The organism is Paenibacillus sp. FSL W7-1279, assembly GCF_037969845.1.
Classification (GTDB): domain Bacteria; phylum Bacillota; class Bacilli; order Paenibacillales; family Paenibacillaceae; genus Paenibacillus_AQ.
Genome location: NZ_CP150215.1, coordinates 7,409,296 through 7,427,933, shown reverse-complemented (window position 1 = coordinate 7,427,933; position 18,638 = coordinate 7,409,296). Strand labels below are relative to the sequence as shown.

Annotated in this window: 18 protein-coding genes; 13 read left to right on the top strand and 5 right to left on the bottom strand. The window is 45.3% G+C overall.

All coding sequences use genetic code 11. The features are described 5' to 3' along the window. Positions 1-121: 121 nt before the first annotated feature. The 3 genes from MKY82_RS33595 to MKY82_RS33585 form a co-directional block, all read right to left on the bottom strand. The gene (locus MKY82_RS33595; protein ID WP_194540248.1) at positions 122-769 is read right to left on the bottom strand and encodes a response regulator transcription factor; all 648 of its coding nucleotides are present in this window, start codon (positions 767-769) and stop codon (positions 122-124) included. Then, positions 756-1,934: a sensor histidine kinase gene (locus MKY82_RS33590; protein ID WP_194540247.1), complete on the bottom strand. Its 1,179-nt coding sequence runs from the start codon at positions 1,932-1,934 to the stop codon at positions 756-758. The genes MKY82_RS33595 and MKY82_RS33590 overlap by 14 nt, the downstream gene beginning before the upstream one ends. Positions 1,935-2,189: 255 nt before the next feature. Continuing rightward, positions 2,190-2,567, bottom strand: a complete 378-nt coding sequence (locus MKY82_RS33585; protein WP_339295210.1) for a VOC family protein — start codon at positions 2,565-2,567, stop codon at positions 2,190-2,192. Positions 2,568-2,774: 207 nt separating this feature from the next. Between MKY82_RS33585 and MKY82_RS33580 the strand changes: the two genes are divergently transcribed. The 6 genes from MKY82_RS33580 to MKY82_RS33555 all read left to right on the top strand — a co-directional run bounded on the left by MKY82_RS33580 (position 2,775) and on the right by MKY82_RS33555 (position 8,891). Next, on the top strand, positions 2,775-3,662 hold the full coding sequence (locus MKY82_RS33580; protein WP_339295209.1) for a sigma-70 family RNA polymerase sigma factor: 888 nt from the start codon (positions 2,775-2,777) through the stop codon (positions 3,660-3,662). Between the two features lie 421 nt (positions 3,663-4,083). Next, complete coding sequence (locus MKY82_RS33575) at positions 4,084-4,488, top strand: VOC family protein (RefSeq protein WP_220687077.1); 405 nt, start codon at positions 4,084-4,086, stop codon at positions 4,486-4,488. 440 nt (positions 4,489-4,928) lie between these two features. Continuing rightward, positions 4,929-5,507, top strand: a complete 579-nt coding sequence (locus tag MKY82_RS33570; RefSeq protein WP_194540243.1) for a sigma-70 family RNA polymerase sigma factor — start codon at positions 4,929-4,931, stop codon at positions 5,505-5,507. Continuing rightward, on the top strand, positions 5,491-6,552 hold the full coding sequence (locus tag MKY82_RS33565) for a hypothetical protein (RefSeq protein ID WP_220687078.1): 1,062 nt from the start codon (positions 5,491-5,493) through the stop codon (positions 6,550-6,552). Before MKY82_RS33570 ends, MKY82_RS33565 begins: the two co-directional genes overlap by 17 nt. 115 nt (positions 6,553-6,667) lie before the next feature. Continuing rightward, a complete protein-coding gene (locus tag MKY82_RS33560; RefSeq protein WP_220687079.1) occupies positions 6,668-7,741 on the top strand; it encodes a hypothetical protein in 1,074 nt (357 codons plus the stop codon). Between the two features lie 79 nt (positions 7,742-7,820). Beyond that, positions 7,821-8,891, top strand: a complete 1,071-nt coding sequence (locus MKY82_RS33555) for a hypothetical protein (protein WP_339295208.1) — start codon at positions 7,821-7,823, stop codon at positions 8,889-8,891. Positions 8,892-9,007: 116 nt separating this feature from the next. Here the strand turns inward: MKY82_RS33555 and MKY82_RS33550 are convergent, their stop codons facing one another. Continuing rightward, positions 9,008-10,117: a PRK06851 family protein gene (locus MKY82_RS33550; protein ID WP_339220730.1), complete on the bottom strand. Its 1,110-nt coding sequence runs from the start codon at positions 10,115-10,117 to the stop codon at positions 9,008-9,010. Between the two features lie 312 nt (positions 10,118-10,429). Here MKY82_RS33550 and pnuC point away from each other — a divergent pair, with 312 nt between their 5' ends. The 5 genes from pnuC (at position 10,430) to MKY82_RS33525 (ending at position 14,696) form a co-directional block, all read left to right on the top strand. Next, on the top strand, positions 10,430-11,107 hold the full coding sequence (gene pnuC, locus MKY82_RS33545; RefSeq protein ID WP_220687082.1) for a nicotinamide riboside transporter PnuC: 678 nt from the start codon (positions 10,430-10,432) through the stop codon (positions 11,105-11,107). Continuing rightward, positions 11,104-12,138 (top strand): AAA family ATPase, encoded by a 1,035-nt coding sequence (locus MKY82_RS33540; protein WP_339295207.1) that lies wholly within the window; start codon positions 11,104-11,106, stop codon positions 12,136-12,138. The genes pnuC and MKY82_RS33540 overlap by 4 nt, the downstream gene beginning before the upstream one ends. Before the next feature lie 54 nt (positions 12,139-12,192). After that, positions 12,193-13,077 (top strand): NUDIX domain-containing protein, encoded by an 885-nt coding sequence (locus MKY82_RS33535; protein WP_339220724.1) that lies wholly within the window; start codon positions 12,193-12,195, stop codon positions 13,075-13,077. A 2-nt stretch (positions 13,078-13,079) separates the two neighbouring features. Further along, positions 13,080-13,631, top strand: coding sequence for an NADAR family protein (locus MKY82_RS33530; protein ID WP_339220722.1), 552 nt, complete (start codon positions 13,080-13,082; stop codon positions 13,629-13,631). A gap of 261 nt (positions 13,632-13,892) precedes the next feature. Further along, entirely contained in the window at positions 13,893-14,696 is an 804-nt protein-coding gene (locus tag MKY82_RS33525) for a hypothetical protein (RefSeq protein ID WP_339220720.1), read from the top strand. A 154-nt stretch (positions 14,697-14,850) separates the two neighbouring features. Here the strand turns inward: MKY82_RS33525 and MKY82_RS33520 are convergent, their stop codons facing one another. Beyond that, on the bottom strand, positions 14,851-16,035 hold the full coding sequence (locus MKY82_RS33520) for an ROK family transcriptional regulator (protein WP_339295206.1): 1,185 nt from the start codon (positions 16,033-16,035) through the stop codon (positions 14,851-14,853). A gap of 320 nt (positions 16,036-16,355) precedes the next feature. Here MKY82_RS33520 and MKY82_RS33515 point away from each other — a divergent pair, with 320 nt between their 5' ends. Both MKY82_RS33515 and MKY82_RS33510 read left to right on the top strand, forming a co-directional pair. After that, on the top strand, positions 16,356-16,940 hold the full coding sequence (locus MKY82_RS33515; protein WP_339295205.1) for a YdcF family protein: 585 nt from the start codon (positions 16,356-16,358) through the stop codon (positions 16,938-16,940). Between the two features lie 194 nt (positions 16,941-17,134). After that, the gene (locus tag MKY82_RS33510; protein ID WP_220687086.1) at positions 17,135-18,610 is read left to right on the top strand and encodes an extracellular solute-binding protein; all 1,476 of its coding nucleotides are present in this window, start codon (positions 17,135-17,137) and stop codon (positions 18,608-18,610) included. The last annotated feature ends 28 nt before the right edge of the window (positions 18,611-18,638 follow it).

Genomic DNA, 18,638 nt, shown 5'->3' with positions numbered 1-18,638 from the left:
TGCTATGAGTATAGGCTGAAAAAGTCATAGGAGACAGTGCGCTTTTGTCATCATTTAATCTATGGCTATATGCGAAAAAAGCCGGTAACTCTAATGAGTCACCAGCTTTTTGGGGATCGGCTTATGAATGATCCAGCATTCCCGAATCTCGGGCTTTACGGGCGGCCTCCCGCCTTCCTTTTACATTCAGCTTCGAATAAATCGTGGAGATATAATTTTTGACCGTTCCTTCACTAAGATACAGCGCCTCGGCAATGTCTTGATTACGAAGGCCAGAAGCCAGCTTATGCAGCACTTCGATTTCACGGGCAGTGAGCCCGAATTCATTATTTCTCGCAGGGTTGGTATTGTTGATGCTCTTGATCATTTTACTTGCCATTTCCTGCGAGATTAAAGTCCCTCCCGCCTGAACCACCCGTATGCCTGCAGCTAGTTCTTTGGGATGAAGGGCTTTGAGCAGATAACCTTCTGCTCCACAGCTTAACGCCGCTAATACATATTCAACTTCCTTATAGGAGGTCAGCATGATGATTTTGGTTGCAGGTATTCGTTCTTTAATCAGGGTCGTTGCGGCGACGCCGTCCATGACTGGCATATTGATATCCATCAACACAATATCCGGCATAAACTGCTCGCAGCCTTTCAGTGCCTCTTCGCCATTCTTGGCCAAACCGACAATTTCCAAATCTTCTTCCATGGACAACACGATATGTAAACTCTCGAGAATCAATTCTTGATCATCAGCAATCAGCACCTTAATTTTCTCCATGCGGCATCATTCCTTTCAGCGGGATTTCACATCGGACTTCGGTCATTGCTGGAGTTCCCTTCACAGAAAATAGCTGAAGGCGACCACCCAACCGCTCAACCCGCTGTTTCATCGTGGTCAAGCCGAAGCCGTAATTGAGCTTGTCGATCGGGTTCCCGTTATTTCGAACGGACAATTGCAGATCGCTCTCGGAAAATGTAAGCTCCAGATGAAGCTGAGATGCCTTTCCATGCTTTAATGCGTTGGTAAGGGATTCCTGGATGACCCGAAGGACCGCTTGCCGGACTTCAAAACGTATGGAGCGTTCTGTCTCCGGCAGACTCAAAGTCAGGACCGTACCCGTGTGTTCCCGGAAACGGGCCACAAGGGATTCAACCTGTCGAATCAGACTGGATTCCTCTTCTTCTCCCATCTCGTGAACGATGTTTCTCATCTCGTCCAAATTATTCTCAGCCAATGTTCTTAAGCGAGTTAATCGATCTTTGGCCTCGGCAGGCTTGCTATCCATAAGGGCAATAGAGGCATCAAGGCTCAGAATGAGTGAGATAAAGGAATGTCCCAGTGTATCATGAAGCTCCTTCGACATGCGGTTGCGCTCTTCAAGCAGAGTCATTTTCTCGATCTCGGCCGAGTAGTGAGTTAACAGTTTATTTTGACGTTCCACTTCGGCCACCAGTGTATTCTTCTGATTATACGCCTTGGCGACGAAGCTTGCCCACATGCCAATGAAGCAGAATAGCAGATTGTCTGTTCCGATACTTAGGGCTTGCTCCCAAGATAATCTGAGGTAAGATTGAAAGAAAAATGGAATAAAAATAATGACGGGGATGATCCAAAGGGTTTGCTTAGTCAATAAGTACCCCATTGTAAGACTCGGCAGCAAATAGTCAGCTTTTGAAGTCAGATCCGGATCAATCACAGAATGCACATAATAAGAACCGCCTAGTAACAGCTCTAGTATACAAAACCAGAATTTGTTCGTCGTCCGGCGCCCAGGAAACCAGAACAGCAAAGGGACGACAAGGGCTATGCTCAGCCAGATCACGTCTAATAACGTTCGGATCGAAAACTCACTTACCGTCAGAGCCTGGGACAACAGCAAAATGTAATGGTATAAACGAAGAGCGAATATACCCCAATCCATAAAAGATAATATTCTATTCATAACATCATCATACAGGAAATCTATAAACTTGGAACCTCGCATTCCAGCCAGAACCCGTTGACAACTATTAAGCGCCCTTCGATTTCACCCTTTAGATGATAAGGAGAACCGTACTAAGAAACAGCGAAGCGAAAAGTAGAACTAGAAGAACAAAAGGCGTCCAGTTGGACGCCCATTCATTTTACTTTGCGAGTATGACAAAATAAAAAAAATGAAATAATTCTTCAACCAGCAGTCAGTAATCACTCCGAACTTCTACTTTGCAAAAAAGTAAACCAGGTTCCAATTAACTCCGAACTTATCAGTCAATACGGCAAGAAGTGCGCCAAAAAAGGTCTTTTGCAATTCAGAATCAACTTTTCCGCCTGTCTTGAATGCTTCGTATACCGTCTTGATTTCCTCTTCATTATCGAACTGCAGGTAGATTCGATGATTCCCGCCAGGGGTTACCGGATAACCTACTGCCGCGGAGTCAGAAATTTGGATGATAGAATGATCTAACAGAAAATGGGCGAATGTCGCTTTACCATCATTCTTGTTGAGAACCTTTACTTCACCTTTCAATACTTCATGATAGAACTTTAATGCATCTTCACAATGGTCTACGATTACTAATGGGTTTACAGTTTTCATTTTAACTCCTCCAATTAAGAATTTGATTTCTCGGGGCACCGATGAACACATCACCTGACGACCGGTTTCCCTTGTCACTAACTATGTCGTAAGCGTGCGAAAAAACGTGACCGATTGATCGAAATTTTTTCCTCACATCTCCGTCACATTTACAGAGCTTCTATCGACAAATAAGTAAATAAGAAGTGAAGGGTGGGATTGTGGCGCATGAAAGACCACAACTGGCTTGTCGAACAATTTGAGGCGCATCGGAATCATTTGCAGGCGGTGGCTTACCGGATGCTCGGATCTCGGAGCGAAGCGGATGACGCAGTGCAGGAGTCATGGATCCGTCTTATCCGCTCAAATACGAGCAAAGTCGAGAATATGGGGGGATGGCTGACAACCATCATTTCGAGGGTGTGTCTTGATATGCTTCGATCACGTAAGTCGCGGCGGGAAGAGCTTGCGATGGCTGGTGCACCTGAACCGGTTACAGGTCATCAAGACGGAAGCAATCCCGAGCACGAAGCGGTAATTGCTGATTCCGTCGGTCTTGCGATGCTCGTTGTCCTCGAGAAATTGAATCCCGCTGAACGCATTGCGTTCGTACTTCACGATATATTCGCGGTGTCTTTCTCGGAGATCGCTTTCATTATCGGGTGTAACGAGCCCGCAGCAAGACAGCTTGCGAGCCGTGCACGTCGCCGAGTCCAGGGGACCGAATCGACTTCGGAAACTGCGGAGCTTCAGGGAAAAAGGGAGCTAGTCGATGCATTCCTCGCAGCGTCGCGTAACGGAGACTTTGAGAAACTGCTCTCGATATTGGACCCGAATGTCGTACTTCGAAACGACTCCGCGTTCGCGCCAGTCGCCAATGTGCCGATTGTTCGCGGTTCAGATGCCGTGGCCAAGCAGGCTAATCAATTCGCCACTCGTGCCCGTAGTATGGAGCTGGTGCTTGTGAACGAATCGGTAGGTGTCATCGCAGGACAATTGGAACAACCGATATTCATTCTCGAATTCACGGTTGTGGATGGCAAGATCACTGAGATCGGCATGACAGCCGATCAGGTGCGCCTGAGCGGGCTCGACATCGCCGCTTTGAAAGATTAAAAGTAACGGCAAGTTTCTGTTGTACCGTATTACGTATCAAGGGAGCATTCAATGAACAAAACAGATCGTTAGTTGGCCATCATGCTGGAGCTGCAACTCCCCGAGCATTTTGACTTAAGGGAGTATACAGCTATAGATAGTCGCCACTTGCGAGTATGCCTTCGATTTAACCATGACATCGCAGATAAGGTGAAGGAATCGAACTATCATTACGTAGAGGATATGAAAGAGCATCAAGATGGATTCCGAAATCAAATTCGTGAGGAAACCCCAAAAATTCTAAAACGCTACTGACATAAGGTTGTCAGTAGCGTTTTTTTATAATTGGACAGGTAAATGTAAAGGAGATAGATAAGGAAAATGTATGTTTACAACGGCTGTGGGACACAGCCAAACCTGTTATTAGGAAGGATGGTATCTTGTGAATTTCGCTTCTGTACGCATTATTACTGACGACGTGGATCGTCTCGTCGAGTTCTATGAGAAAGTCATGGGGGTTTCGGCGGAACGACCCGCGCCCGTATTTGCCGAACTTGTTGTGCCATCATGCACCCTTGCAATCGGCCACTCCCAGACGGCGCAGCTATTCGGCGTCGGTTCCGTAGTGGGCGCCAATAATCGCACGGTCATTATTGAGTTCCGCGTCGACGATGTCGAAGCCGAATATGTGCGCTTGAAGCCATTTGTCGATCATTGGGTAAAGGAACCGACCATGATGCCGTGGGGGAACCGTTCTATGCTATTCCGCGATCCCGATGGCAACCTTCTTAACCTCTTCGAGCCGGTGACCGAGGATGCGATTAAACGGTTTAGAGGTAGACATTGAATCCACTGCAAGGGCGACTTCAATAGCTTTCCTGAAACCCCCAGACGGAGGTAGATATGGAACTACACTAAGAGATACAGGATGAAATTATGGGAATATTAGAGACAACCTTTCAAGGGTTCCCCTAATCCGCTTTGTTTGGTTCCTTCAATTTAAAACTAAGGGGGAAACCTCAGTAAATAAAATGATCAAAAAATACAAAGGGGCATGTTGCGGCATGCTCCTTTCGCATTTTTCGCCGATAAAGACGGTAAGCTGAACCGTATCGCCAGTAGTTTAAATTCACTTAAAAATAATTCCTAAGAGATACCTTATACCAGTAAATACTTTTTCTTTTATATCATTTCAAGGTCGATGATTTCCAAATTGTTTTTGATGCAACTGTCACAAAATGAGCTGCATTGGTGTTTTAAGAGTGTAGGCAGGAGGGGGTAAGATTTTTGGACAGACATTACGGAGAGTCTAAATCAAACTCGGAAGAAATCGAGATGCTGGTTGAAAGGACTAAGCTTGGTGATAAGGAAGCTTTTGCTTCCATTATAAGAAACTTTGAAAAACCAATGTATATCTATTGTTATCATATGCTCAAAAACAAGGAAGAAGCCGAGGATGCTCTACAAGAAATATTTATCAAAGTGTATGAACAGATACATAAGTATCGTCCAAATATGATTTTCTCGGCATGGCTGTACAAAATTGCCTACAATTACAGTCTGAATCAAATCAGGAGCAAAAAAAGGTGGTTTCGTTTTATAGATCGTTATAAATATGATCAGCCTGAAACCTCAACTCAGCAAATAGACAGTCAAGCTACACTGAAGGATTTTCTAAATTTACTGACTGCCGAAGAGAGACACATATTAGTTCTCCGTGCGATTCAGCGATACAACTTTAACGAGATTAGTGAAATCATGAATATGAAGCCAGCAACCGTGCGCAAAAAGTATGAACGCCTTCGCAAAAAACTGCAGACGAAGGAAGTTAATGAAGGAGGGACAGTGAATGCGTCGATCACCTAATCCATCTAAAACCGTAAATATTCACCAAGTGGAGCAAATGATTCGGGACACGGAGACGCCAGAGCACAGCATGAGTCAACAGATTGTAGAAAAGCTTGAATCCAAAAGCGTGTCAAGACAAAAGCCATTCTTTACAAGAAGAGTGGGAGTCATCGCAGCGGCATCGGTTGCTCTTTGTGTGTCTCTAACTCCTGTCATGGCTCAAGCCATAGAGCGGCTATCATTACTTGAATATATTAATCCGTTTGCCAAAGAAATGAAAGTAAATCCAAATGAGACGGCGGATACACTTTATGTACAAGGCTCGGATGGGGATAAGAAATTTCATTCGGGGATGATTCGCTTTGATGACATTGAGGACCAAGAGTTTAAAAGCCAGCTGCAAAAGGTTTGGAATGAGATTTTCCCTCAGGGAGAAGCAATTAATGAAGTAATTATGTACGAATATAAACCAAACACATTTCACATAGAGGCGCGAAACGAAAACAGATCCATCGAATTTGACGAAGGTAACTGGTATTATGCGACACAACCGATTGGAGAGAATCAGGTTCCAGATGCTGCAAAAGATGCAGCGGATCAAATTTTTAATAAAGTTGGGGATTTTAAACAAAGTAAACGGTCAGTGAGTCGAATGATCCTAAGACCCAATCAAAACCCCGTATATAAGTTCGTGTACAACACAGACAAGGGTTCTATCCTCATTGATGTACAAAAAAATACGAATCAGATCACAAGGGTTGTAGCCTTTCCGTTGTCGGATCAACTCAATAAAGTGGATGATAAAAATAAATATCGTGACTTGGTTGAGAAAACAAAAGCAATTGAGCTGCACAAGATTCGTGAGGAAGCCGTGAAACAAGCTAAAGTTTGGATGAATCTGGACTTGGCTGATTATAACGTATCCAAACTTGAATACCGGTTCGATACATTAACGTTCACCAAAGCGGGTTCTCCAGACGTGACTGCGCTGTTCACCTCTAAAGGAACGATCTATTCTATTAAAATTGAGCTAAAGCAGTTATCTGAGAAAGGAATGGACTAATCAATGCAATGAGAGGGGGTGATGGCTGCTGATTTCATAGATTTATTTCAACGTGGCTGAAGCATTCCATTACAAACTGTAGGTAAGTAAATAAAAAATAAAGGAGCTTATTCGTATGAACAAAAAAATAATTTTTCCTATCGTCGGAGCAGCCTTATTATCAGGGAGTTTGCTTGGATTTGATACACCGAATCAATCCAATGCGTATAACAACGTAAATTCAAACATTGAACAAGGTGCTAAATCAGAGCAAACCCCTATGCAAAAGGCTCAGGATAAGCTTAAAGAATTGACAGGAAATGCGTATACGTTAATTCAAGGAACCACTACGAAAGATACTATCCATTTTAAAAGAGAGAAAATCAAGGACGATATTATTGCTTATAACGCGAATGGAAAGCTCGAAACGATCAGTATTAAAATCAATTATGAAGATCTAAATGGTGGCAAATATCAAACCAAACTGAAAGAAACGTGGAAAGCTTTATTCCCGGGGGAAGAACCGAAATATGTGAATATCTCAGAGTCAATCTACTATGAGGGTACAATCTCATCGAATGCTATGCAAAATAAACAAATGTATATGCAGGAGAATGGAAATATCTATGGCGTGAATTATGCTCCTGACGAAGCCCCGGCAAGCGTACAGAAGAAGGCTGCTCAGGTATTCTCCAAGCTTACTGATGGAAAAGTCAAGCAAGGTGCTGAGTTGGATCGGATGTATGTCCGCGATGGTAAACCGAATGTGTATCAATATAAGTATAAATCAATAACGATGGATGTAATCTTTTCCATTGAAGAACAGACGCTGGAGCTGCTCCAAGCTGATGTATATCATAAGGATGGTAAAGGTGTAGATAATTATGAAGAATTCCAGAAACGAGAAAAAGAAAAAAGTGCAAAGATGAAGAAGTTAACGTTAGACACTTTAATGAAGAACGCAATGAAAGACGCAAAAAATATGCTGGATCTGGATTTGAAAGGATATAAGGGAGCAAGAGGTACAAATGCATGGGATGAGGATCATATGACGTTCACCAAAGAAGGGGCGCCTTCAGTTACTGCCAGATTTAATAAAGACGGATCGTTTAGCAGCTTTACCATTGATAAGTATAATCAGACAATCGATTTTTCCGGAATGACCATCGCAGGTCCCCCAAATGAAGAACTCAAATTGTTAATTGACTGATATGTATTGAAAAGCAGCTTGGAGATGCACTTATATTTCAATATAACCATGAGGTAGCAAAAGAAAGGAATTCATTGACATGAACAAAAAGAAGATTTTCCCTATACTCGGGGTAGCTTTATTATTAGGAAATTTGCTGGGATGCCAAACTCCTGTTCGGGCAGATTCGCCCAACAAAGTAAATATCAATGCTTCACAGAATGTTAAAGCGGATCAGAAGCTTATGCAGCAGGCTCAGGATAAACTGAAAGAGCTAACAGGAAATACATATAAGTTAATTCAGGGAACTGCCATGAAAGACTTTGTGAATTTTAAAAGAGAGAACTTCAAATATGATACTATTTCTTATAAAAAGAATGGAAAGCTAAATGATATCGGTATCAACATCAATTATGAAGATTTAAACGGTGGGAAATATCAAAGCAAACTGAAGGAAACATGGGAAACGTTATTCCCAGGGGAAGAACCAAAATACGTGAGTATCTCCGAGTCTATCTACCGTGTGGGTACAATCTCATCGAATGCCAAACAAAATAAACAAGTTTATACGGAAGATAATGGAAGTATACATGGCGTAAATTATGCACCTGACGATGCCCCGGCAAGCGTGCAGAAGCAGGCTGCTCAGGTATTATCCAAGCTTACCAATGGTAAGGTCAAGAAAGGAGAAAAGTTGGATCGTGTGTTTGTCCTTGATGGCAAACCGAATGTGTACCAATATAAGTATAAATCAAAAACGATCGATGTGAGCTTTGCAATTGAGGATCAAACGCTGGAACTGCTCCAAGCAAGTGTCCAAAGCAATGGTAAAGGTGTAGACAATTACAAAGAATTCCAGAAGAAAGAAAAAGCAAAAGATGCAAAGCTCAAGAAGCTGACGTTGGATGCATTAACGAAGAACGCAGTGAAAGATGCGAAAGCGATGATAAATTTTGATTTGAAGGGATATAAGGGAGCAAGAGGAACAAATGCATGGGATAAGGATCAAATGACGTTCACCAAAAAAGGGGCTCCTACAGTCACTGCTACAGTGGATGCAGATGGATCGTTTAACAGCTTTATCGTAGAGAAGTATGGTCAGCATCTCAGTTTCGGCGGAAACACAATCGTAGGGCCTGCAAATGAGGAGCCAAAAATATTAATCAACTGATTCTAAATGTGGAAATCTCCTATATAACTTGCGGAAGCAGATTCAATCTCAAACGGAGCTCAGCTTGCATTAGACTGCTGGGCCCCGCCTGAAATATAACGCCTTTGGGTGTTATCTTATTTTGAAGGCTGAATGGAGCTCATCAGTGCATTCAATTCGGACTGTAATTGCAAATGGAGTTTCTCTACGATCGAAAAATCGGTGGCCGCAACATAGTAGGCCTTAATCTGAGAATCGATGGCTTCGGCTTCCGCCAGATGGGAGGTAGCCTCTTTCATTTTTGCCGAATAGCGCGCCTTGATACCGGCTATTTCGTCAGCATAGGCTTCATCGGTACCAGGGGCTATCGTCCGTGTGTACATATCTAGGATCTCATCCCCGTCCCGATCGGGGAAGTATTCATGCGGAGCGGTACTGTCGAAGATCGCTGTTTGAAGCTCCGGGAATATCAGCATATCCAGACTGTTCGGGTCAAAGCCGCAATGAAACACTTGAACGTCGATTCCTTTCTGTTCGGCAGCGGAGGCAAGCTTTTTCAGCAGCGTCGATTTGCCGGATCCCGCCCTTCCTTTGATGAAAATCCGTCTTTCCAGCTGAGCGGTCAAGCTTTGAATAAAATCGAATGCTCCCCTTGGAGTCGCAGCCCCGAAAAATAAGTGACGCGAAGCAGTTGGCGTATCGCTTTCATGACCGGCGTATAATTCTTGAACCAATTCCAGCGCAATCTGGTCGGCCTTCGCAAAATCCATGTTATCGATATAAAATTTTTCCCACTCGTCATGAATCCGTAGGGCCGTTGCGAATGTTTCATACACATTTGAATAGGCGTTCTCAAGCTTGCCGCTAAGATCTTCTATCGTGATGAAGTCTCCCGGTGAAATAAGGCTGTTATCGAACGCTTCCCCAAAATCGATAAAGACGATGTCACCGGCCCCGCTATCCGAAATCCCCTTACTGACTCGCCCGTCGACAATACCAACCTTCAATTCCGTAAAAATAATGCCATCCAGTTCGTCGGGACGGAGAGGGGAGTGGAAACATTGCACATGGAAGCCTTTATCCAGCAGGCGATCCACCAAGCTTTGCATGACCGTCGATTTCCCCGTGCCTTGGGGCCCCGTAAGGACAAATATCTTGTTCAACCCATCAAATGCGGATGTATACAAGAAATGAGCCCCGCGCGCAGTGTTGCCGTGGGCAAAATAGTGAGATGATGTTAGTACCAACCTAAACCCTCCTTTGTGCCTATTCCGATTCGCAAAGTTTACAGAATAAGCATGATTGGGATAAGTGCCTATTCATTTGTATATTCCGCGTTGTAACAAGTGGTGTTCGTCCTCTCCTATGATTTTCGCTAATTGTTGAAGGGACAACAGAAGGTAAAAGATCAAGCCTGCGACAAATGGGGAGATTTCACTTGCCCTACGCAGGACTTTCTGTTATTTTTGATAGTAACAAAGTGTTATTAACAAAACAATACTAAGTGTGTTGGGTGTTTTCCTTCTATAAATCAGTGGAGAAAGCTGAGGGGATGAATTGTGAAAAAGGTTGCGAGTGGCTGGAACCTGTTCGAAATCGCGTGGTTGGTGCTGTTCACCTCGATTGCTGTGGGGTTTACGGTGATTTCTAAGGACTCTTTATTCGGTTTTACCGTTTTTATTACTGGGGTGCTATGCGTGGTGCTTGCGGCGAAGGGCAATCTAATGAGCTATGTTTTCGGCATGTACAATACAGTCGGTTACGCTTATCTGGCCTATATTAACGGGTTGTTTGGAGAGGTCATGCTAAATCTGTTATTCTTCGTTCCGATGAACGTCATTGGCTTCTACATGTGGAAAAATCACCGCCAAGACGGCAAGCTGATCATGCGCCAAATGGAACTTAAAGGTCTGCTTCTCGTTGGGACAGTCTGCATTTTAGGCTGTTTGCTGCTGGGATTTGGGCTTTCGTTCATCCCGGGACAGAACTCGCCTTACATCGACGCTACTACGACGGTGCTGTCCGTTGTGGCCACCTTTTTAATGGTCCGCAGATTCAAGGAACAATGGCTGGTCTATATTGTGTTGAATTTGTTTACGGTGCTGCTGTGGGCGATTCGATTGCTGGAGGGCAGCAGCGAAGGCATGCTGATGATCGTCATGTGGAGCGCGTATTTGGTTAATGCGGTATACGGCTATTACAATTGGAACAAAGGGGCCAAGGAGGTGGCGGCATGAAAACGCTCGGATTAACGCTGGGGAAGTTTGCCCCGCTGCATAAAGGGCATCAGTTCATGATCGAAACGGCGCTGCAGGAGGTCGATGAGTTAATCGTGGTCATTTACGAGACGACGGTCACGCCGATCCCGCTTCATATCCGGGCGAATTGGATTCGACGGCTGTACCCGGCAGTCCGGGTCATCGAAGCTTGGGACGGTCCTGACGGGTATTCGGATGACAGAGAGCACGAGATTCGGGAAGAACAGTATATCCTCCGTTTACTGAACGGCGAGCAAGTAACGCATTTTTACTCGAGTGAGTTTTACGGCAGGCATATGAGTCTTGCTTTGGGCTCGGTCGACCAGCGGGTCGATGAAGCCCGCGAGCGGGTTCCGATCTCTGCAACGATGATCCGTTCCGACTCATATAAGTACAGGGAGTTCATAAGTGATATCGTGTACCGGGACTTAATCACGAAGGTGGTATTTGTTGGGGCGATGTCGACGGGCAAGTCGACCATCACTGAAGCGCTGGCACGGCGGTATAACACGACCTACGCGAGTGAATACGGACGCGATTATTGGACCGAGCATCAGGTGGACCGCAGAATCGGCCTGGAGGCGTTTGATGAAATCGCTGTGGGTCATATCGAGCGCGAAGAGCAGGCTTTGCTCGCGGCGAACCGATTTCTCTTCGTCGATACCAATGCGATTACGACGTATATGTTCGCCATGGATTACCATGGCCGGGCGCCAGAACGATTAACACGGATTGCCCTGGAGAACGCGCAGCGCTACGATCTGTTCTTCTTGTGCGACGACGATATTCCTTACGATGATACGTGGGATCGAAGCGGGAATCAGAAGCGGCATGTTTTTCATAAACAGATCATCGCGGATTTGAAGGAGCGGCGCATTCCCTACATTATGCTTCGGGGAAGCTTGGAAGAGCGCATGCGCAAGGTAGACGAGGTGCTGGCGAAGTTCGAGCCCTATCGAAACTATTTCGGGGAGCTAAAACGGTTAGAATTAGATGCAGACAGGGAGTAAAATGAACCCATAACCACAACCCATTTAGAATCAAAAAACAAGGAGGCGCCCCCATTGGACTTGTTGGATCGGGACGGACTTACGGAACGCGAATTTTTGGAGAAGTACCGGGCAGGAGATTATGAGCGGCCTTCGGTGGCAACCGATATGGTGATCTTCACGGTTACGGACGAGGCGGCTGACAGCTATCGGAAGTTACCCGAAAAAGAGCTCCGCATCCTGCTCATTCGCCGGGGAGGTCACCCCTTCCTGGGTAAATGGGCGCTGCCTGGCGGCTTTGTCCAGCCGAGCGAGACGACTGAGCAGGCTGCGGCAAGGGAACTGCGCGAGGAAACCGGCGTGGACGACGTTTATTTGGAGCAGTTGTATACGTTCAGTGATATCGGGCGAGATCCCCGAACCTGGGTGATGAGCTGCAGCTACATGGCTCTGATCAACAGCGATAAATTGGAGCTTCAGGCGGGAGACGATGCGGCCGACGCCGCTTGGTTTAAGGTCTCCTATCGGCTGCTGCGGGAGCAGAAAGAGCTGATGGAGGACGGATACGTCAAGACGCTGGAGTATGAACTCAAGCTAAGTGGTGAAGAGGAGCTTTCGGCGATCGTGGCCAGGACGTTGACCGTGAAGACGACATCCACCAGCACGGAATATAAGATCGTATCGAATAACGGTTTGGCCTTCGACCACGCGAAGATTATAGCGTGCGCGATCGAGCGGCTGCGGGGAAAAGTGAACTATACCGATATTGCGCTGCACTTAATGCCAGAGCTTTTTACATTGACGGAGCTGCAGCAGGTTTATGAGGTCATTATGGATAAAGAGCTATTGAAGGCGGCCTTCCGGCGGAAGGTGGCCGATCTCGTGGCGGAGACTGATCATTACACCGAAAATGCGGGACACAGGCCATCCCGCTTGTATCGGAGAAAACTGGAGGACTAACGATGATTTACAATCTCGATGAGCTAAGAAAAGCATATAACGAAGGGAGAACGTTCAAGTTTGTATTCTTTTGGGGCCATACGCCGCCTAAGGACGGGAGCGTCGACAAAAGCTGCTTCAGCCAGTGGTGGATGTGCCCGTTCACGGTAGAAGGGACGGAGTATTCCTGTGCCGAGCAGTTTATGATGGCCGAGAAGGCAAGACTGTTCGGCGACCATGAAATGCTGGAGTCGATCCTTACAGCTAAGCATCCTAAGGAGATGAAGGCTTATGGGCGCGCGGTCCGGAACTTTGACAAGGATACTTGGGACAAGGAATGCTACGGCATTGTGAAAAGAGCCAGCTTGGCCAAGTTTTCGCAGAATCCGGAGCTCGGCGATTATCTCAAGTCAACGAAGAACCGCATCCTCGTCGAAGCCAGCCCGCGGGACCGCATATGGGGGATCGGCATGGGCCAGTCCAATCCGGATGCGGAGAATCCCGTGAAATGGCGGGGCCAGAACCTGCTGGGGTTCGCGCTGACCGAAGCGCGGGACGAGCTGCAGCAGAGATAGTTTTTTGGCAGGATCACAGAGTTAGGGATCGTACTACTTCAGCGTAATCGTATGCGCCGCAACAAGCTCCTTCTTATATTCCGTCGATAGACCCGTTAAGCTGAATCTTATCATAAGTGACGGCAAGTTTTTCGATTGACAGCAACAAGAATACGTGATAATTTCACGGTAGGATAATAAAGGCAATGTAACCTTCGGGTTCAACCTCGCTGAGAAGTGGGTTGGACCCTTTTTGCATTCCAAAACAAGGGAGGATTCGTAATGTTGAGATCAGAATCGCTGTTACAGCGGCTGGGCGAGATCGGCAAGTCGCTCGAACGCAAGGGGGGAGCTCTTTTATTATTGGGAGTTGGTTCCGTTGGGGTCGAGACAGACCGGTTGGATGAATATTCGGATTTAGATTTCTTTGTCATTGTAAAGCCCGGGGAGAAAAACAGATATATAGACCGGTTGGATTGGCTCGAGGACGTACACCCTCTTGCCTATTCATTTAAGAATTCGGGTGTTGGTTACAAAGTCCTGTTCGAGGACGGTATTTTCGGGGAATATGCTGTATTCGAGGAATGGGAGCTGGCGAACGCCACCTATACGGAAGGTCGGGTCATTTGGAAGGACCCTATGTATGCCAATACGGCAATCGCTAAACCTTCCAACCCGATCCCCAGCCTAAAAGTGGATTCCTTGGACTTTCCTTTGAATGAAGCCTTAACCAATCTGTACGTGGGGCTTGGTCGCTATGCTAGGGGAGAGCGTCTATCCGCGACGAGGTTTGTTCAAGGATACGCAGTCGACAGGATTCTATCCGTGCTCCATCTGCTGGAGCAAGAGGTGGACTACTATCCCGACCCATTCGGCAATGAGAGGCGTTTAGAGCGGAGATACCCCCGTTTTGCGGAAATCATAGGAGAGATGATACAGGGTTACGATCATGTTCCCGAATCGGCACTTCGCATTTTAAATTTCATAGAAGAAGTGTATCCGGTCAATCGAAGGTTAAGCGATGAGATACGGCGACTGGCTAATCTAACTTGCCGAGTTGATACGCAAACGGAATCGACGCACTAGCGCACAATAGCGTCTACTAGGGGTATACCAGCGTACTGACGATATGGGCGAAGGATATGGATTACAAAGAAAGAACTCTCCGAGTATGGAGAGTTCTGTTTATTGCGTACATCGATTTATCCATTTTGGGAATGACATCCAAAAACGGGGTCAATTAAAGAGATAAAGTATCCAGCGGTATTTCAAATGCGCGTTTAATAACTAACCCGGCAGCAAGCTTGGTTTCATCCGGTTTGTTATGAAGGTAGATCAATTGTACGTTATTAACTGTCACAGGCAACTGGTGCATCACCCTGGCTCTAATCTCGTTGAACATTTCGGGGCTGATGGTATGAATGACTCGGCCCGTTATAAGCAGACTGTCTGGATTTATAAATGTAATGATATTGGTAACGGCGATCGCGATGCCATCGACAATTTTTTCGTATAAGCTAAGGAACTTAGGATCTCCTGTTCTTATGCCTTCTGCGAACTCCTCTAGTGTGCATTTGATGGAAACACTAAGTCCGCTGCTGGAAGCCAGCGTCGTTAAGCATCCGGATCTGCCGCAATGGCATGGATAGGCATCTTCTCCATAGAAGCCTTTATAATGCCCGAATTCACCTGCAACAAAGCTTGATCCCGCTATAATTTGTTTATCATGGACGATCGCGCCGCCTGTACCGTAATCAAACTTGATGGTGATATTGTTATTAGAATCCTTCAAGCAGCCGTTCATATTCTCGTTGACAGAGAGAAGATTGACATCGTTCTCAATATACACGGGGATGTTATATTGGTCTTCAAGCAGCTGCTTGAGCGGCAGGCGATGAACGCCTATGCCGGGTGTTCTCAGAACGATGCCATGCTGAGAATCTACCAGGCCCTGCATACTGATTCCGATCCCTTTTACTTTGGAGGAGTTGGGTACCTGGGTGAGCAGCTCGTCGATAACTTCATGCAACAGCTGCATCAGCACATCGATAGAACCATATTTGTTGCTCGTGCGTTCTGCGGATGCGACAGCTTCTTGACGCAGGTTGAACACTTTTCCGCGAATGTATTTGCCGGCGAGCTCAAGCCCGATGGCATAAAAATGGCCGCTGTTGATATGAAGGCCGACTCTTTTCCTTCCGCTGCCTGCCTCCAAGTCGATAAGCTCCCCTGTCACGATTATTTTTTCCTTCAACAGGCGATTCACGATATTGGTTACCGTTTGTCTGCTTAGTCCAGTCTTTTCCGCAAGCTCTACGCGAGAGATCGGCCCCTCTGAATAAATGAGAAAAAGAACCTTCTGCTGATTAATTGATTTTAATAACATATGGCTGGTTTGTTTAACCGAATCACTCACAATATGCATCCTCTTTCCAACAACGTTTTATATAATATAGATTCAAAACATTTGACAAATTAGAAACATACTTTGCTTCAAGTGTAGCATTAATACGAGGCGAATAAAAGTTGCAAGTTCGTTTAATTCAACGAGCATATCATTTAAATTTTCATAAAAACGACGATAGATGGCGGTATTATGCAGCAGAATACAATCAATGCGAGAAGTTATATTCCAAAAATACTTAAAAAACGAAACAGATTGCATTGACATTGTTATAAAAAAAGATATTATATTTGTAAACTGATTTGATTAAATACAGAAAATGACGCCTAGAGGAGTAAGTAATGGTATGGATCGGATGGATAATTGCAATCGCAGCGATGACGGTGCTGGCTTACATATGCTGGCTGCATGCAGTTATATTACAACCTGGTAAAGCAGATGCGATTATTGTACTTGGCTATGTATCTAAAGACGGCCGAATACACCCTTTGCTTAAGGAAAGACTGGATGAGGCTTACAAACTTTTTCAGCAGTATGGGCACAAATACATCATTGTATCGGGGGGAGCCGTTGGTTCACGTCGCTCGGAGGCAGAGCTCATGAAGAAGTATCTGGTTGAGAAGGGCGTTCCGGCGAAAAGAGTATTAAAAGAAGACAAGTCACACAACACCGTTCAGAATTTAATCTTTAGCAAGCAATTGATGGAGCAGTACCAGCTAAAATCTTTTATGATCATAACCAATTTATTTCATGTCCGCCGCACGAAGTATATTATGCATCGTCTTGGCATGAATGGCGGTTTCAGCGCTAATCGAAGCCTTAGAAGCATTGTGGGATTCCAGCTCAAATTAACATTTTCAGAAATTCGGGCGTTTCGATTAACGCTCCCCATTATCAGGCGGGAAATCAATGATCAAAACAATTGACAAAGTGGTTGACAACTGGTCGACAAGTGATTAGAATGTAAGCGTTTACAGAATATATGGGAGGTGAGGCTTAAGTGGCTATAAGCCAAAAGTTGTTTACAAATTATTTACCCGGACTTGATTGGTAATTAACAAAACATAGTTATGCTTAAATAGTTAATCCAATTTATTTATTAATTAACGGGGGCGAAATAATGTTTAATGGAAAAATGAAACGATTCATGAGCACGGGTGTTGCAGCGGCATTATCTTTAGCTATGCTGGCTGGTTGCGGTGGAAACAGCGGGAAGAACGAGGCTAGCCCAAGTACAACTCCTGCTGGGGCGGATAAGCCAGGTGTATCTGCAGAGGTAGAGACTTACGAGAATGGATTGCCGAAGAATGAGGAAGTAACGCTAAAGGTAGGCTTCTTTGTAGGAGGATATGGCCGGGAGTGGTTCGATTATGCAGTTGAATCGTTCACAGCCAAGTATCCAAATGTCAAAATAGACATCACGGCTTCAGCCGATATGAAGACGATTCTTTCTACAAAAATCTCTGCAGGCAATGATAATGACATGTTTGATCTATTTAATACGGATCCAGCGGGAGGTATCGTGGGGCTTGCTGAAGCCGGCAAGCTTGAACCAATGGATGACATTTGGGAATACCCTCTTCCAGACGTGCCGGACAAAAAGGTCAAGGATCTTATGATGCCGGGTATGTACGAGTCAACGCAGCTGATCAATGGAAAAAGGTATGAATTCACGACGGCGAGCAGCTTTGGCGGGTTGTTTTTTAACAAAAAGCTATTCGAAGAGCATGGCTGGAACCAAAACCCGAACACATGGGATGAATTTAAAGCGCTTCTAGCAGATATTAAAGCGGACGGCATTGCTCCCATAACGTTCCCGGGTATTCATCCAAGCTACCATAACTGGGCTTTCGGAACAGCCAAAAATTTTGAGCTGGCTGATATCAATGGCCATGTCGACGAATTTATCGAAAATTATAGAACCTATGGTCTGCCGCAATACACAAATCCGGAGACGGTTGAAACCTGGACGCGCATCTACGAGCTTGGCCAACAAGGATATTTTGCAGAAGGACTTCCGGCATTGAACCATACGCAATCGCAAATGCAGGTTATTCAGGGGCAAGCGGCGATGGTATCGACAGGGACTCATGTCGAGAATGAGATGAAGGAAGCAACACCTGAGGATTTCGATTGGGGCTTCATGGCTGTTCCTTTCAGAGATGACACCAATCAAACGCTTTGGATTCGAAGCGGAACTTCAAACTTCAACTATATCTGGGCAGCAAAGCCGGAGCTTAACAAAAAGTGGGCCAAAGAATTGATCACATGGATGGTTACGCTTGAAAATCAACAATTCGCTGCTGAAAAAGCAGGCGCTTTGCCAATGCGCAAGGATTTGACGGAAGACCCTGCCAGAACAGCTAATCTTTCCAGCTCCGCCCAATCTGTTCTGAAATACATTGCGGATAATAATGCTCAAACTTATAAAGCAAGCCGGTCTATCAGTATTTCGGATCCGAATCTTGCTCAAGCGGAAAAATTATTAAATGAGAATATTGTTAAATTTGCTATGGGTATGCAGGATCCGAAACCGATTCTGGAGCAAGCTGAAGAGCTGCTGAAGAAAGCAGTAGAGGCTGAAAAGAAAAAATAAGACGTGATGGAGCGGGGAGGATTCATCT

Coding starts and splice junctions, on each gene's coding strand:
- MKY82_RS33595 (WP_194540248.1), bottom strand. CDS start 769: ATGGAGAAAATTAAGGTGCTGATTGCTGATGATCAAGAATTGATTCTC.
- MKY82_RS33590 (WP_194540247.1), bottom strand. CDS start 1,934: ATGAATAGAATATTATCTTTTATGGATTGGGGTATATTCGCTCTTCGT.
- MKY82_RS33585 (WP_339295210.1), bottom strand. CDS start 2,567: ATGAAAACTGTAAACCCATTAGTAATCGTAGACCATTGTGAAGATGCA.
- MKY82_RS33580 (WP_339295209.1), top strand. CDS start 2,775: ATGAAAGACCACAACTGGCTTGTCGAACAATTTGAGGCGCATCGGAAT.
- MKY82_RS33565 (WP_220687078.1), top strand. CDS start 5,491: ATGCGTCGATCACCTAATCCATCTAAAACCGTAAATATTCACCAAGTG.
- MKY82_RS33560 (WP_220687079.1), top strand. CDS start 6,668: ATGAACAAAAAAATAATTTTTCCTATCGTCGGAGCAGCCTTATTATCA.
- MKY82_RS33555 (WP_339295208.1), top strand. CDS start 7,821: ATGAACAAAAAGAAGATTTTCCCTATACTCGGGGTAGCTTTATTATTA.
- MKY82_RS33540 (WP_339295207.1), top strand. CDS start 11,104: ATGAAAACGCTCGGATTAACGCTGGGGAAGTTTGCCCCGCTGCATAAA.
- MKY82_RS33530 (WP_339220722.1), top strand. CDS start 13,080: ATGATTTACAATCTCGATGAGCTAAGAAAAGCATATAACGAAGGGAGA.
- MKY82_RS33525 (WP_339220720.1), top strand. CDS start 13,893: ATGTTGAGATCAGAATCGCTGTTACAGCGGCTGGGCGAGATCGGCAAG.
- MKY82_RS33520 (WP_339295206.1), bottom strand. CDS start 16,035: ATGCATATTGTGAGTGATTCGGTTAAACAAACCAGCCATATGTTATTA.
- MKY82_RS33515 (WP_339295205.1), top strand. CDS start 16,356: ATGGTATGGATCGGATGGATAATTGCAATCGCAGCGATGACGGTGCTG.
- MKY82_RS33510 (WP_220687086.1), top strand. CDS start 17,135: ATGTTTAATGGAAAAATGAAACGATTCATGAGCACGGGTGTTGCAGCG.